This is a genomic window from Acinetobacter sp. YH01021, from assembly GCF_013420255.1.
Taxonomy (GTDB): Bacteria; Pseudomonadota; Gammaproteobacteria; order Pseudomonadales; family Moraxellaceae; genus Acinetobacter.
Genome location: NZ_VOYO01000006.1, coordinates 88,588 through 103,628 on the forward strand (window position 1 = coordinate 88,588; position 15,041 = coordinate 103,628).

The following is a 15,041-nucleotide window of genomic DNA, read 5'->3' on the forward strand; positions in this document are numbered from 1 at the left end:
ATTAATTGCAAATGAATACACAACGCGAACAATTGATACAATCTTGGATTGCCTCTGTACTCGGTTCAGATCAATTTGAAACTCATTTTTTAGCAGGTGATGCCAGCTTCCGTCGTTATGCACGAATCAAACTGAATAATAAAACATTTATGCTGATGGATGCACCACCAGAAAAAGAAGATTGTGTGCCTTTTGTGACGATAGATGAGTTTTTTGATGCACATGGCGTGCGTGTTCCGCATATCGTGGCAAAAGACCTGGAAAATGGCTTTTTACTGCTCGAAGACTTTGGTGATGTGCTGCTGTCGAATCTGCTGAATGACGAGACTGTAGATGCTTATTATGAGCAAAGCTTTAAGCAGCTCATTCAACTACAATCGATTGCTGGAGAAGGGCATTTCCCGGCATATTCTTATGAAAAACTGATCTCGGAAATGGAATTGCTGACTGACTGGATGTTACCAGCGTTAAAGGTTCAACTGACTGAATCAGAAAGCGCCTTGATCAAACGCACTTTTGCGATTTTGGCGAATGCCGCATTGGCACAGCCACAGGTGATCGTGCATCGGGATTTCCATAGTCGTAACTTGATGAAAATCGACAATGAAACCGAACTCGGTGTGATTGATTTTCAGGATGCTGTGATTGGTGCGGATACTTATGACTTGATCTCGATTACCCGTGATGCCTATGTACAGTGGAATGCCGATCGTGTGTATCGCTGGTTCAAAAACTTTTATGACTTGTTGCCAGCATCTGCTAAAGAAGAGCGTGACTTTGAACAGTTTAAAAAAGACGCCGACATGATGGCGATTCAGCGTCATATCAAGATTTTAGGTATTTTTGTGCGTCTGTTTGAACGTGATGGCAAGTCAGGTTATCTCAAGGACTTACCACGTGTGATGTGGTATCTGCTTGAAGAATCTAAGGCTTATGCAGAACTAGAGCCATTCATGCAGTTTATGCGTGACAGAGTGATGCCTGCATTTGAAGCTAAATATGGCTCATATGAGGTGGCTGCCTGAATGAAAGCGATGATTTTGGCCGCAGGACTCGGTAATCGTATGCGGCCGCTAACGCTGCATACGCCAAAGCCTTTGCTGGAAGTTGGGGGCAAGCCCTTAATTGTCTGGCATATAGAGAAACTGGCTGCGATCGGTGTTACTGAAATTGTCATCAATACGGCTTGGCTCGGTGAAAAACTCGCAGAAGCTTTGGGCGATGGTTCACGATTTGGCATTAACATCCTTTGGTCACATGAGGGTGAAGGTCTGGAAACCGCTGGTGGAATCATTAATGCCTTGCCGCTACTCGGTGATGAACCTTTTATTCTATTAAATGGTGATGTCTGGACCACGATGGATTTTGCCCCTTTACTGGATATTGATCTAAAGGATAATTTGGCGCATCTCGTACTTGTGCAGAACCCTGAACAACACCCAGAGGGTGATTTCACGCTTGCAGAAGGTAAAGCTTATACCTTTGATCAGCAAGTCGGAGGTGAGAACCTGACTTTTAGTGGTGTATCCGTACTTGATCCGAAGATGTTCCAAGTCTTAGAGACTGGCAAACGTCCTTTGGCTCCGTTGCTAAAAGCAGCAATGCAGAATCAGCAGGTTGCAGCTTCTAAACTGGCAGGCATTTGGGTTGACGTAGGAACCCCAGAGCGTTTAACGGCACTGGATACAGCGATCCGTGAAGGGAAGTTTGCTTAAGTGAATATTCGCTAAGCACTGCCTACTGTGCCAATATAGAGAAAACGGTATACTTCCACCTAACTTTTTCGAGCGTAGATTGTTTATGCACATGTTTTTTCAAGAACTAAAGCAGGGTAGCCAGGCTTTGGGTTTAGAGCTATCTGATGAGGCTTTAAATTTATTACTCAAGTATCAGGATGCTTTGGTGTTGTGGAACAAAGCATACAATTTGACTGCAATCCGTGATCCTAAGGAAATGCTGGTCAAGCATCTGCTCGATAGTCTGAGCATTCTGAAAGATCTTCCAGCGGGTCGATTACTGGATATCGGCACAGGTGGTGGTATGCCGGGCATGATCATTGCTTTATGTCAGCCTGAGCGTGAATGTGTATTGCTGGACTCAAACGGTAAAAAAATTCGTTTCCTCAAGCAGTTTATTGCTGACTTGAAACTTAAAAATGTCATTGCCGTGCAAACGCGTGTAGAAAATGAAGACAGCATCAATGAGCTGGGTCAATTTGATGTGATTACTAGTCGTGCCTTTGCATCATTAACAGACTTTGTTGATGCTTCTAAGCCATATATGCATGAGCAAACGATTATTGCCTCAATGAAAGGCTTAATTCCTGAAGATGAAGTTGCTACTTTAAAAAATGAATTTAGTTGTGAGATTATTGAACTTAAAGTTCCGCGCTTAGACGAACAGCGTCATTTACTTCTATTAAAACGTATTTAAGATTTTTAAAGGGATTGGGGGCAACATGGCACAAATTATTGCGATTGCAAACCAAAAAGGTGGTGTCGGTAAAACCACAACCGCAGTAAATTTGGCGGCATCTTTAGCTGTGTTAAAAAAACGTGTTTTGCTGGTCGATATGGATTCGCAAGGCAATGCGACCATGGGGTCTGGCATTCAGAAGAATGACCTGCTTTATTCGGTTACCGATGTACTGCTGGGTGAAGTGCCGATTGAAACGGCGATATCTAAGGCGGAAGTCGGTTACAAGGTACTTGGGGCAAACCGTGATCTGGCTGGGGTTGAGTTGGCGATTGCAGAGCAGGAAGGGCGCGAGTTCATTTTACGGGATGCATTGCAGGAAATTGAATCCTCATTTGATTATATTATTGTTGATTGTGCACCGAGTCTTAGCCTGATTACTGTCAATGCTTTGGCAGCCGTGGATGGTGTGCTGATTCCAATGCAGTGTGAATATTATGCACTGGAAGGTCTGGCGGATTTAACCCAAACCATCGATCGGATTCAGCAAGCATTGAATCCGGACCTGCAAATTGTCGGTGTATTACGCACCATGTACGATGCACGTAATGCCTTAACCCGTGATGTCTCTGAAGAATTAGAACAATATTTCGGTAAAAAACTGTATGAAACCGTAATTCCGCGGAACATTCGTCTGGCTGAAGCGCCAGCACACGGTTTGCCGGTGATTTATTTTGAAAAAAGCTCAAAGGGTGCAGTTGCTTACTTAAATCTGGCAGCTGAAGTATTAAAGAAAAGCAAAGTGAAAAAAGGAAGTAAAGCATGACCGTCAAGAAACGTGGACTCGCCAAAGGTCGTGGCTTGGATGCCTTGCTAGGCTCAATTCAAAAAGAAAAATTACAACTCGAAGCTCAAGGTCTTGACCATGGTCAGCTAAAACAGATCGATGTGAACTTGCTCAAGCGCGGTGAATATCAGCCGCGCCGTTATATTAACGAGCAGGATTTGCAGGAACTGGCGGCATCGATTGAAAAGCATGGCATCATGCAGCCCATCGTGATCCGTCCGGTTGACGATGAACGCTATCCATACGAGATTATTGCGGGTGAACGTCGATGGCGTGCTGCACAGCTGGCGGGTTTGACCGAGGTTCCTGCGATTGTACGTGATCTGAATGATCAGGTTGCGATTGCACTGGCCTTGATTGAAAACATCCAGCGTCAGGATCTGAATCCGATTGATCAGGCGATGGCTCTGCAACGTTTCCATGAAGAATTTGGCTTAAGCCATCAGGAAATTGCAGATACCGTGGGTAAAGCGCGTACGACAGTGAGTAACCTACTTCGCCTGCTTAGCCTGGCAGAAGAAGTGAAAGACTTTATGCAGCAGGGTTTGCTGGATATGGGGCATGCACGTGCGATCTTAACCTTAAAAGCTAAAGATCAGCTCAAAGTTGCAGATATCGTAATTGAAAAAAGTCTGTCTGTTCGTCAAACCGAGCAGTTAGTTCGTGATTTCAATACACCTAAACAAGAAAAAGTAAAAGAAGCTGTAGCACCGGATATTCAGCAATTGACTCAGCGCCTTTCAGAGCGTTTCAGTGCAGATGTTAAAATTGACTATAACAAGCAAGGTAAAGGGAAACTGGTTATTAGCTATCACTCTTTAGAAGAGCTGGATGGCATTCTTTCTATTTTAGAAGATGAATAATTTATATATTTTTTTATTGGGGAATAAATTAGATGTGGGAATTGGTTAAAGCAGGTGGCTGGCTCATGCTCCCATTGGTCTTGTGTTCTATCTTTATGCTGGCGATTTCGATCGAACGCCTGATTCGCCTGAAAAAGAACGCAGTACTTCCGTTGACTCTGTTAATGGGTTCGTCGCAAAATGCTGCACAAGTCATGCAAAAAATGAATCAAAGTGCGGCCTTAAAGCGTAGTACTTTGGGTCGGGTATTTACCGCAGGTTATGCGACTAAACAGCAGGGTGAGCAGTATGCTCGCGCGCAGATGGAAGTAGCGGCTTCACAGGAAATCGGGTATCTGGAAAAAAATATTAATTTTCTGGGTACGCTGAGTGCAGTTGCACCCTTACTCGGTTTGTTGGGGACTGTACTTGGGATTATTGAGTCTTTCCTGATGATCGATGTGGGAACTGGAAGTGATCCGGTCTTGATGATGCCCGGTATTTCCAAGGCTTTAATTACCACAGCAGCCGGTATGCTGATTGCAATTCCTGCACTGTTTGCCCATCGTTATTTTCAGCGTCTGGTTCAGGAATATGTGGCTGAACTTGAACAGCAAGCGACTTTGTTTCATGCGGATCTTTTTTATCGCAATCATGCAGACATAGACCAAGACATGCAAAAAGCCAGCTAGGAGGCGGATGATGAAATTCAAACGCAACCAGGTGGAAGATGTACATATTAATCTGACACCGATGATTGATTGTCTGCTGTTTATTCTGGTCTTTTTGCTGTTATCGACGACATTTAGCCAAATGAGCCGAATGAATCTGACCTTGCCGGATGCGCAAGGTGTACCGCCTAAAAGCTATGATCAGAAAGTTGAAGTGATTGTGGATGCCAATGGTCATTACGCAGTCAATGGTCAATCCTTGGCCAGTAAGGAAGTCGCGGATTTAAATACTGCAATTAAACAGATTTCTAATGAACGCCGTGATTTAATATTTGTTATTGCAGCTGACGCAAAAGCCAGCCATCAGGACGTGATTCGTGTCATGGATGTGGCCGGGCAGCTCGGCTTTGTAAATATTAATATCAGTACCAAAGTACCCTCCCGAGGTTATTAGTGAAGCACGATTTTAAGGTCTATCTTCGCCTTTTAAGTTATTTAAAACCGTTTTGGGGCATTGCATTGCTTGTCCTGCTGGGTTTTTCTATTAATGCCGCTACGGAAGTCTCTGTCGCTAAATTACTAGAATATATTATTGAGGCGATTCAAAATAAAGACCAGAGTTTCACATCACTTTTCCCGTTTTTAGTGGTCATACTCATGTTCTTCCGGGGCCTGGGTTTGTTCATGGGTGGATATTTTACTGCGGTAATTTCCCGGAATCTGGTATTCAACATCCGTCAGGAAGTTTTTGCAAAATTGCTGCGTTTACCGTCCCAGTATTATCTGGATAATACCAGCGGGCATATTACTGCCAAAATCATGTATAACGTTGAACAGCTAACTGCTGCTTCAACTGAAGCTTTAAGAACCTTGTTGCAACAAGGTTTGATCACTCTGGCATTATTAGGCTACCTGTTGTATACCAACTGGCGTCTGACCATGTGTATCCTGATTTTTGCACCCGTCATTGGCTTTATTATCAGTAAAGCTGCAAGACGGATGCGTAAATTATCGCAGCAAGTGCAAGACACCATGGGTGATGTAAACCATGTGGTGCAGGAAACGGTGAATGCCAACCTGATCGTCAAGGGTTTTGGAGGGCAAAGTTATGAGCAGGAACGCTTTAAACAGAACTCGCTGGAAAACTTGCGTCGTGGCTTGAAAATGGTCGCTGTACAACAGTTGAATAGTCCTGTGGTTCAGCTGATCATGTCGATTTCACTGAGTATTGTGATGTTTATTGCCTTGCGTCCGCAAATTCTGGGTGATACCTCTGCGGGTGAATTTGTCGCTTATATTACTGCGGCGGGTATGCTGGCAAGACCGATCAAAGCCTTGACGGATATCAATGAAAAAATTCAACGTGGTATGGCTGCGGCTCATTCGGTATTTGAATTGCTGGATATGCCTGAAGAAAAAAATACCGGGACTTTAACGGATAGCCTGAAAGGCGATATCGAGTTTAAAGATGTCAACTTGATTTATGATGATGGCCATCGTGCTATTCATGACTTTAATTTGCAGGTCAAGGCCGGTGAAACAGTAGCGCTGGTAGGACGTTCTGGTGCAGGAAAAAGTTCTCTGGTGAATCTGCTGGTGCGTTATCAGGATGCAACTTCTGGGCAGATCTTGCTGGATCAGAAACCGATTGAAGATTTTGAAATTACCGCCTTGCGAACCCAGATTGCTATGGTGAACCAGCAAGTGGTGCTGTTTAACCGTACCGTGCGTGAAAATATTGCTTATGGTCAGCTCGAAGGTGCTTCCGATGAAGATATTATCGCGGCAGCAAAGGCAGCCTATGCGCATGATTTTATTATGGCATTGCCGCAAGGTTATGATACTCAGCTGGGTGCCCAGGGTTTAAACCTGTCTGGTGGCCAGCGTCAGCGCATCGCGATCGCACGCGCAATTTTGAAAAATGCCTCTATCCTGATTCTGGATGAAGCGACCAGTGCGCTGGATAACGAGTCGGAATACTTTATTCAGCGTGCCTTTGATAAAGCCATGCAGGACCGTACGACCATCGTAATTGCACACCGTTTATCGACGATTGAAAACGCGGATCGTATTGTGGTCATGGATCAGGGCCGTATTGTTGAGCAGGGCAGTCATGCCGAACTGATTGCGCTACATGGTGCTTATTATCAGTTGCATCAGCGTAACTTTGAGGAACAGTAACTTATGGCACTGGCACAAATCATTCAGGATGCTTGGAATGCACAGGCAAAGTGGCTGGTGGTGCTGCGTCCTTTGTCATGGTTATATCGCCTGGGTTTTGTCAGCAATCACTGGCTTTATCAAAAAGGCATTAAAAAAAGTTATAGTGCACCAATTCCCGTTATGGTAATTGGTAACATCACAGTCGGTGGTAGCGGTAAAACACCTTTGTTGATTCATCTGGTGGATTATTTAACCGAGAAAAATGTTCGGGTAGGCGTGATCAGTCGAGGCTATGGCGGCCAAGGTCCATTTCCTGCCTATGTCGACTTTAATACCTTGCCGGAGATTGTCGGAGATGAGCCTGCTTTGATTGTACAGGCAACAGGCGTGCCGATGGCAGTTGGTCCCAACCGGCAGAAAAGTATCGAGTTATTGCTGCACAAACATGAACTGGATCTGATTATCTGTGATGATGGCCTGCAGCATTGGGCCTTGAATCGCCAGATTGAGTGGATTGTGCTGGATAATAATCGCGGTCTGGGTAATCAGAAACTGCTTCCAGAAGGTTATCTACGTGAACCAGTGACCCGTTTGAAAACGGGAACCGTAATTGAGCATTCGGCTAACCCAAGCTCTGAACTGCATATGCATCTGGCTGCATCACAGCCTTATTTGCTTAATCAGGACAACAATAAAATCTTTGATCCTCAAGCGGCTTTTTATGCGGTAGTCGGCATTGGCTTTCCACAGCGGTTTTATCAGACCTTGCAAAATTTAGGCATAGAACAATTTCAGTGTCATGAGTTTCCAGACCATCATGACTATGACATTGAAGATTTACAGTTCGATGATAACAATCCGATTATTACCACTGAAAAAGACGCAATAAAAATTATGGCGCTACTTAAACAATATCCAGATTTTAAACAGGATATCTGGGTGGTGCCAGTCGATGCAGTCCTATCGCCAGCCTGCTATACAGTCTTGCAGCAACAGTTACAACAATACGGTATTCAAATTTCTTAAGGCTCATTCATTATGAAACACATTGTTATTCCTGCACGTTTCGCCAGTTCACGTTTACCGGGTAAACCTTTGCTGGAAATTCATGGTCGTCCCATGATTCTGCGGGTAGTGGACCAAGCCAAAAAAGTGCAAGGTTTTGACGATCTGTGTGTGGCAACTGATGATGAGCGTATTGCAGCCGTTTGCCGTGCTGAAGGCATTGATGTGGTGATTACCTCAGCGGATCATCCTTCAGGCACAGACCGCTTGAGTGAAGTGGCTCGAACTAAAGGCTGGGCCAGTGATGACATCATTGTCAATGTACAGGGGGATGAACCTTTACTGCCGGCGCAACTGGTAAAACAGGTTGCTCAACTCTTGGAAGATCAGCCTGAATCTTCCATGTCGACGCTATGTGAGCCGATCCATCAACTGGATGAATTCAAACGCGACAGCATTGTAAAAGTCGTAATGTCAAAACAGCAGCAGGCACTGTATTTTAGCCGTGCTACCATTCCTTATGACCGTGATGGCGCGAAACTCGCTGAACCGAAGCTGCATGATCAGGCCTATCGTCATTTAGGTCTATATGCCTATCGGGTAAAACTGTTGCAAGAATATGTGACCTGGGAAATGGGTGTGCTGGAGAAACTGGAATCTCTAGAACAGTTACGGGTACTGGAAAATGGACACCGTATTGCCATTGCGGTGGCTGAAGCCAATTTGCCGCCAGGGGTAGATACTCAGGAAGATCTGGATCGCCTGAATCAGATGGATCTTTCCCATTTTGCCTAAGAAGAGTCAAATACATGCCTTTTGATGTCAATGCACATATCTATCCATGGCAGCAACAGGTTTGGGAAACCCTGACCGGGCGCTTTCCTAAGCTTGGACATGGTTTATTGTTTTATGGAAAAAAAGGCTGTGGTAAAGAAGCGTTTACCCAACAGTTTCTGGCTTGGGTGTTATGCCTGAATCGTCAGCCTGCCGGGCCATGTGGTGAATGCAGTAGCTGTCAATGGTTAAAGGCAGACACCCATCCCAACTATGTGCATATCAGTACCGATGACGACAATAAAAAACAGAATGCCAAAATCAAGATCGAGAAGATTCGCGATCTGCTGCCTTTTGTGCAACAGACTGTAGATGGCTGGCGCGTGATTGTGATTGAGCCGGCAGAAGCCTTGAATATTGCCTCTGCCAATGCCTTACTCAAAACACTGGAAGAACCCGGTGATAATACGGTCATTATTTTACTGGCGAATCATTATTTAAAATTGCCCGCGACTATACGCAGTCGTTTGCAGCATTTTGCTTTGGACCGGATTTCCGCAGAACAATTTAGCGATTATGTCCAGAATCAGCTCCCAGATGCAGGTGCTAGCCAACAACAGTTATTGATGAACCTGTCCAATCAGATGCCGTTACAGGCACTAGAGATTGCACAAAGTGCCTGGCTGCCACTACGTCAGGAATTCCTGCAAGACTGGCAAAAACTGGTCATGCAAAAAAATATGCCGATGGCAATTGCGACCAAATGGAATAAAAACCTGAATTTTGGTGACTTTGCTCAAATGTTTGAATACTTGTTGTCCGATTTAATTTGTGTCAAGCTAAATCAGACGGTGAAAAACACTGACCTTGAATTCAATGTACTTGCCGAACAATATTCATTAGAAGCACTTTTTAAAATTTATGAAGATTTTCAGCGCGCTAAACAATTCCTTGAACAGAATGTCCAAAGCAATCTGGTTATTGATGAATTGTTTATCAAGCTGATGAATCTTTAATTAAGGGGAAATCACATGCAACCACGTATGGGCGGTATTATTCAGGCCAATATTCCTGACATTGAAACACTGTTTGCCAGCTATATGCCTTATGTTGTGGGTGGTGGGCTTTTTATTCCTTCCAAGCAGCCGGTCAAACTGGGCGAAGAGGTTTTTGTATTGACGACTTTGCCTGACCAGACCCAGAAAATTCCTTTAACCGGTAAAGTCATCTGGGTCTCGCAAAAGCAGAATGGCATCAAGCCACAAGGCTTTGGCATCCAGTTAAGCGGTGAAAAAGGCGTTTATTTTAAAAATGAAGCAGATCGTCTGGTTGCAGGTCTTAAATCTGAAGGACGTAAAAGTTACACTATGTAGTTAATTTACCCTTGGTAGGAACGCATCGTGTTTGTAGATACTCATTGTCATTTAACCCTGCTTGATTTGACACCATATCATGGTGATCTGGATCAGGCATTGGCTCAGGCTCGTGAAGCGGGTGTATCCAGGTTCATGAGTATCTCGGTCGATCTGGATGATCATATCGCGCTGGCGAAAATTGCCGCGCGTCACCCGGATGTCGGTTATACCGTCGGGGTACATCCTTGCGAAGATGCTGCGACCATGGCGCGTGCCACGACCGAATATCTGGTCGAGCTGGCACAGCCTGAAAAAGTCTGGGCACTCGGTGAAACCGGTCTGGATTATTATCACAGTACAGATTTTGTCGAAGAACAAAAAGCCTGCTTTGCCCGTCATATCCATGCTTCGCAAATGACCAAGAAACCGGTGGTGGTACATACCCGTGCTGCCAAGCATGATACCGTGGATATTATTCGTGCGGAAAAATCCACGCATGGCATCTTGCATTGCTTTACTGAAGATTGGGAAACTGCCAAAGCGGTTTTAGACTGCGGTTATTATGTCTCATTTTCCGGGATTATCTCGTTTAAAAATGCCCAGGATCTGCGCGATGTGGCCAAACAGGTTCCGCTGGATCGTGTACTGATTGAAACCGATAGTCCTTATCTTGCGCCGATGCCATATCGTGGTAAATCTAACGAACCTAAATACGTTCCTTATGTAGCCAAAGCGCTTTGTGATGTATATGATAAGTCGCTAGAAGAAATGGCTTCTATCACAAAGCAGAACTTTGAAAATCTTCTAAATTTAAAGTAAATAAAGTTATATAAAGTACAAGAGAGTTTATAGGGTGAAGATGGATCGTCAGGCTCAGTTTCGAGCAAGAGAAACCTTGATTTTTCAAGTCGCAGAGCAGCTCCTGCTGGAAAATGGTGAAGCAGGAATGACGCTAGATGCGCTTGCTGCTGAACTTGATCTGGCCAAAGGGACACTCTATAAACATTTTCAGAGTAAAGATGAACTGTATATGTTGCTGATTATCCGTAATGAGCGCATGTTGCTGGAAATGATTCAGGATAGTGATAAAGTTTTTCCTGAACATCTGGCCTTCTTTATGTTGCACCATTTACATCATCCGGAACGTACGGTGCTGTTCCATCAGATTGAAGAACGTCTGTCGACGACTGGCGTGGGAATTCAGCATCTATTCAGTGAACTGTATCAGGTACGCAAACAGCGTTTACGCCTGATCATCCGCATGACAGAAAGTTATCTGGTTTCAATTCATAGCCGCATGTCGGTGCGTGACTATCTGGCGTCGATCTGGTCACTGACCCATGGCGCCGCTGCAATTCTCAATTCCAGTTTTTATCAGCGTTATCTGGGTTCACGCGATACCTTGCGCGTGGCCTATATCGATCAAGCACTGGCTTTGCCAAAGCAGGTGCATTCTGCCGAGCAGTTTGCCTAAGGTTAGAGCTTAGTATGATCAGATCATCTCACAGTGCAGTTCGTGGCTTTACCCTCATCGAATTGATGGTGGTGATTGTGATTATGGGGATTATGGCGTCACTAGTGCTGCTCAATACCAGTGGTGTCGATCAGCGCAAAGCGATGCAGGCGCGTGAAATTTTATTGGTGGACTTACAACGGGTGCTACGCGAGGCCAATGACCAGTCTAGAATACTCGCGCTTGACGTTCAGCCAGCAACAGATGTCACGCCATTTCGTTATGGAATTATAGAATATCGTTCAGCAGCGCAGAATGAACCGAACCTGCAAAATGAAAAATGGCAAAGTTATGCAGATTTTAAATTGCGTAATTTACCTGATCATGTTTCCTTTCAGATTCAGGCACTGGAACAGCAGCGTTATGCCAATGCACAAAATCGTGATCTGACTCAGGCAAATTCACCTCAATTGATCTGGCTCGGCAATGGTGAAGTCAAACCGGTGCGGATTCAGTTCTTTTTAGAAGACCGTGAAGTGGGTGCTGCGATTGAGATTGATCATTTGGGTAAAATCAATGAAATCTAGATATTTCAAGCAGAATACTGGATTTGGTGCTATCAGGCCGAGTATTACTCGGCTTAATCGTGTGCACTCCGAACACGGTTCGTCATCTTGCGCTCGGACGAAACGTTGTTTTGTTTATCGCTGCTCCTCAAGCATAGCTTTCGGACTTGCGGCACGGTCGAGTGTTACTCGACTTAATCGTGCCTCAGGTTTTACTTTGTTGGAAGTTATGGTGGCCTTGGCAATTTTTGCGACCGCAGCCATGACCCTGACCAAAGTCGCAATGCAATATACCCAGTCGACCTCGAATGCTATTCTACGTACCAAGGCCCAATTTGTTGCCTTAAATGAAGTGGCACAAATGGAAATTAATCAGGAATGGATGGAAGGGACGGCTTCCAAACAGCTGACCCAGCAAGGTGAAACCTGGCAGATCGATAAACGCAGTGAACCGACGGTTAGTCCGAATGTACAACGGATCGAGCTGCAGGTGAGTCTGGTTAATCAGGACAGTGGTCAGGTTGAGTCTGGCATCAGTAACCTGATGTTCTTTAATCATCGCATGAACAATACTCCATGAAGCCTAAAGGATTTACCCTGGTTGAATTAATGGTCGCAATTGCGATCTTTGCGGTGCTGTCTGCTTTGGGCTGGAAAGTTTTTGATTATATTGTCAAAACTAAAGATCAGAATGTGATTCATGAACAGCGTCTAGGTCAGTTACAACAAACCTATCAGCAGATTCTGCGAGATACCGTACAGACAGTCCCCTTAACGGCCAACATCAATGGGGATATTCAACCGGCTCTAGTGCTGCAGAACGGACGCTTTAATTTCAGTAAAACCGGGGTAACTGATCCTTTGGAAGAAGGGATTTCCCCAGATGAGCGCATTGAATATCAGTATCGAGCCGATGAGCAGAAGCTTTATCGCCTGAAATACCGGAATCTGAATCAGACAGGTCAAGATCAGCCAGAATCCAGTGTTTTATTGTCGGAAGTAGAACAATTCCAGATCGTCGTACTCAATCCGAATGAGCTCACGCAATGGCCAGATGCTTCTGCTGATCTGAATCTGTTAGAGCATAAACAGCGTTTGCCTAAAGGGATTAAAATCAATTTAACCGTGAATGGCGTTAGCTATGAATGGATGTTCAGTTTATTAAATACGGACTTTTTGCTTGATACTCAGAACACCGGTCAACCCAGCTCAGAATAATAAGAAATGAAAATGAATAAAGCGATCATGATCAAGCAGCAGCAGGGCATTGCACTGATTACCATTCTGGTGATGGTAGCGCTAGCGACTATTTTGGCTGCCACGATTGCCCAGCGTCAGGCTGCAACTGCTGAAAGCACTGCTTATTTAATGCGACAAAACCAGTCTCTCATGTATGCCAAAAGTGCCGAGGCCTTTTTTTCTGAATTGCTGGTCGATGATGCTGAAAATGCTGCAGAGGTCGACCATCTGCAGGAAACCTGGGCGCAACCCATGCCGGCTTTTCCGGTAGATGACGGTTATGTCTCCGGAATTGTGCAGGATGAATCGGGAAAGTTTAATTTAAATAGCCTGATCACTGCCGAAGGCACAGTCAATGAAAATGCCAAAACATGGTTCGAGCTGATTTTAAAACGTACCGGTTTGCCGGTACAGCTGAGTGAAGCAGTCATTGACTGGCAGGATGCAGACGAGCTGGTCAGTGGGGGCATGGGCGCTGAATCTAACTATTATCAAGGCTTGCCCAATGCTGCTTTGCCACCGAATGCAAAATTTCACAGCGTAGAAGAATTAAAGCTGGTACGCGGTTTTGAAGAGAATAAATATAAGCTGATAGCACCTTATCTGAGTACTGCACCGGTGCAGGAGAGCCTGGTCAATATTAATACCGCTTCAGCTTTTCTTTTGGCTAGTATGGATGAAAAGCTGGATGTGAATGCAGTGCAGCAATTGCTGGATCAGCGTCAGGCCAACTTGGAACACTTTTCCAATGTGACTGACCTGTGGTCACTGGAGCCTTTTGCTCAGGTTGATGCGGATAAGCGTAATCTATTTAACAGCCTGCTTGGGGTTCAATCCAATTATTTTAAAGCCCGAATCGAAGTGGTTTTAAGTGAGCGTAAGCGCCAATTCAGCAGTGATCTGGTTCGTCAGGACAAACAGGTTTATGTAGCCTATCGTAGCATGGCGCCATTTTAATTTTAGCTCATGAATTGTACAGACTGTATAAGCGCAAATGCCGGGCTGATGCCTTTTCCCTATCATGCTAAATAGCAAAATTAATCCTCAAAGCCTTACTTTTGCTTTATAATCAAAATTAATTCACCTATTTTTTGACGACATTACGGCATATGTTAATTCGTAAGTTATTTAAGTTTGAGAATGCTCATATTGTGCGTAACTGCACGTCAGATCGCTGTAAGCGTTCGATCCATGGCCATAGTTATAAAGTCGAGTTATTACTAAAAGCCTCGAAGCTAGATCATGGTCAAATGGTCTATGACTTTGGTCTGCTTAAAGGTGTGATTAAGGATTTTTTTGATTCTTTCGATCATGCTATCTGCTTCTGGCAAAATGACGATCCGGAATATATTCAGGCCTGCAAGAATTTCAGCGCGCGCTGGGTGTCTTTGCCGGTATCGCCATCAGCAGAGCAGTTTTCACGTATTTTCTTCTTTCTGGCACAGCAAGTGCTGGCATCGACCGTGACTCAAAATGGCGAAGGTGATGTCGAAGTCTATTCTGTGATTGTGCATGAAACCGACACCGGCTATGCACAAAGTTTTTTAGAAGATATTCAAAATGAACAAATGGGGATTCTGAGCCTGGAACAACTTGAGTTCTCTGAACAGGTGCAAGCTGAATGGACAGATCCGGACATGTTTGCCAAGCTCAAACAGGGCACGCCATTTCATAACCCTACAGTAGATTTACAGGTACAGATTTAAAGTCT

The 15,041-nt window shown here is 44.6% G+C and carries 19 protein-coding genes; all 19 read left to right on the top strand.

What is annotated here, in order from left to right; translation table 11 throughout:
* Positions 1-11 precede the first annotated feature (11 nt).
* The 19 genes from FTT86_RS06700 to FTT86_RS06790 all read left to right on the top strand — a co-directional run bounded on the left by FTT86_RS06700 (position 12) and on the right by FTT86_RS06790 (position 15,036).
* Positions 12-1,025: an aminoglycoside phosphotransferase family protein gene (locus FTT86_RS06700; protein WP_004731490.1), complete on the top strand. Its 1,014-nt coding sequence runs from the start codon at positions 12-14 to the stop codon at positions 1,023-1,025.
* The gene (gene murU / locus FTT86_RS06705; RefSeq protein WP_005247326.1) at positions 1,026-1,715 is read left to right on the top strand and encodes an N-acetylmuramate alpha-1-phosphate uridylyltransferase MurU; all 690 of its coding nucleotides are present in this window, start codon (positions 1,026-1,028) and stop codon (positions 1,713-1,715) included.
* Between the two features lie 85 nt (positions 1,716-1,800).
* Positions 1,801-2,433, top strand: coding sequence for a 16S rRNA (guanine(527)-N(7))-methyltransferase RsmG (rsmG, locus tag FTT86_RS06710; RefSeq protein WP_004645477.1), 633 nt, complete (start codon positions 1,801-1,803; stop codon positions 2,431-2,433).
* A gap of 25 nt (positions 2,434-2,458) precedes the next feature.
* Complete coding sequence (locus FTT86_RS06715; RefSeq protein ID WP_004278889.1) at positions 2,459-3,241, top strand: ParA family protein; 783 nt, start codon at positions 2,459-2,461, stop codon at positions 3,239-3,241.
* Positions 3,238-4,125 (top strand): ParB/RepB/Spo0J family partition protein, encoded by an 888-nt coding sequence (locus tag FTT86_RS06720; protein ID WP_004731487.1) that lies wholly within the window; start codon positions 3,238-3,240, stop codon positions 4,123-4,125. Before FTT86_RS06715 ends, FTT86_RS06720 begins: the two co-directional genes overlap by 4 nt.
* Positions 4,126-4,157: 32 nt before the next feature.
* Complete coding sequence (locus FTT86_RS06725) at positions 4,158-4,796, top strand: MotA/TolQ/ExbB proton channel family protein (protein WP_064102730.1); 639 nt, start codon at positions 4,158-4,160, stop codon at positions 4,794-4,796.
* 10 nt (positions 4,797-4,806) lie between these two features.
* Complete coding sequence (locus FTT86_RS06730) at positions 4,807-5,229, top strand: biopolymer transporter ExbD (protein ID WP_180180885.1); 423 nt, start codon at positions 4,807-4,809, stop codon at positions 5,227-5,229.
* Positions 5,229-6,956, top strand: coding sequence for a lipid A export permease/ATP-binding protein MsbA (msbA, locus tag FTT86_RS06735; protein WP_148334409.1), 1,728 nt, complete (start codon positions 5,229-5,231; stop codon positions 6,954-6,956). Before FTT86_RS06730 ends, msbA begins: the two co-directional genes overlap by 1 nt.
* A 3-nt stretch (positions 6,957-6,959) precedes the next feature.
* Positions 6,960-7,964, top strand: coding sequence for a tetraacyldisaccharide 4'-kinase (gene lpxK / locus FTT86_RS06740; protein WP_004645471.1), 1,005 nt, complete (start codon positions 6,960-6,962; stop codon positions 7,962-7,964).
* A 12-nt stretch (positions 7,965-7,976) separates the two neighbouring features.
* Positions 7,977-8,738, top strand: a complete 762-nt coding sequence (kdsB, locus tag FTT86_RS06745; RefSeq protein ID WP_005106564.1) for a 3-deoxy-manno-octulosonate cytidylyltransferase — start codon at positions 7,977-7,979, stop codon at positions 8,736-8,738.
* 14 nt (positions 8,739-8,752) lie between these two features.
* Positions 8,753-9,733 (top strand): DNA polymerase III, delta' subunit, encoded by a 981-nt coding sequence (locus FTT86_RS06750; RefSeq protein WP_005252242.1) that lies wholly within the window; start codon positions 8,753-8,755, stop codon positions 9,731-9,733.
* Between the two features lie 15 nt (positions 9,734-9,748).
* Positions 9,749-10,090, top strand: a complete 342-nt coding sequence (locus FTT86_RS06755; RefSeq protein ID WP_004278877.1) for a PilZ domain-containing protein — start codon at positions 9,749-9,751, stop codon at positions 10,088-10,090.
* A 27-nt stretch (positions 10,091-10,117) separates the two neighbouring features.
* A complete protein-coding gene (locus tag FTT86_RS06760) occupies positions 10,118-10,891 on the top strand; it encodes a TatD family hydrolase (protein ID WP_180180886.1) in 774 nt (257 codons plus the stop codon).
* A gap of 40 nt (positions 10,892-10,931) precedes the next feature.
* Positions 10,932-11,546, top strand: a complete 615-nt coding sequence (locus FTT86_RS06765; RefSeq protein ID WP_180180887.1) for a TetR/AcrR family transcriptional regulator — start codon at positions 10,932-10,934, stop codon at positions 11,544-11,546.
* 14 nt (positions 11,547-11,560) lie between these two features.
* Complete coding sequence (locus FTT86_RS06770; protein ID WP_180180888.1) at positions 11,561-12,112, top strand: type II secretion system protein; 552 nt, start codon at positions 11,561-11,563, stop codon at positions 12,110-12,112.
* The gene (gene gspI / locus FTT86_RS06775) at positions 12,102-12,671 is read left to right on the top strand and encodes a type II secretion system minor pseudopilin GspI (RefSeq protein ID WP_257229625.1); all 570 of its coding nucleotides are present in this window, start codon (positions 12,102-12,104) and stop codon (positions 12,669-12,671) included. The genes FTT86_RS06770 and gspI overlap by 11 nt, the downstream gene beginning before the upstream one ends.
* Positions 12,668-13,309 (top strand): type II secretion system minor pseudopilin GspJ, encoded by a 642-nt coding sequence (gene gspJ / locus FTT86_RS06780; RefSeq protein WP_180180889.1) that lies wholly within the window; start codon positions 12,668-12,670, stop codon positions 13,307-13,309. The genes gspI and gspJ overlap by 4 nt, the downstream gene beginning before the upstream one ends.
* Positions 13,310-13,315: 6 nt before the next feature.
* Positions 13,316-14,287: a type II secretion system minor pseudopilin GspK gene (gspK, locus tag FTT86_RS06785; RefSeq protein ID WP_180180890.1), complete on the top strand. Its 972-nt coding sequence runs from the start codon at positions 13,316-13,318 to the stop codon at positions 14,285-14,287.
* Between the two features lie 152 nt (positions 14,288-14,439).
* Entirely contained in the window at positions 14,440-15,036 is a 597-nt protein-coding gene (locus FTT86_RS06790) for a 6-carboxytetrahydropterin synthase (RefSeq protein ID WP_004278864.1), read from the top strand.
* Positions 15,037-15,041: the final 5 nt, after the last annotated feature.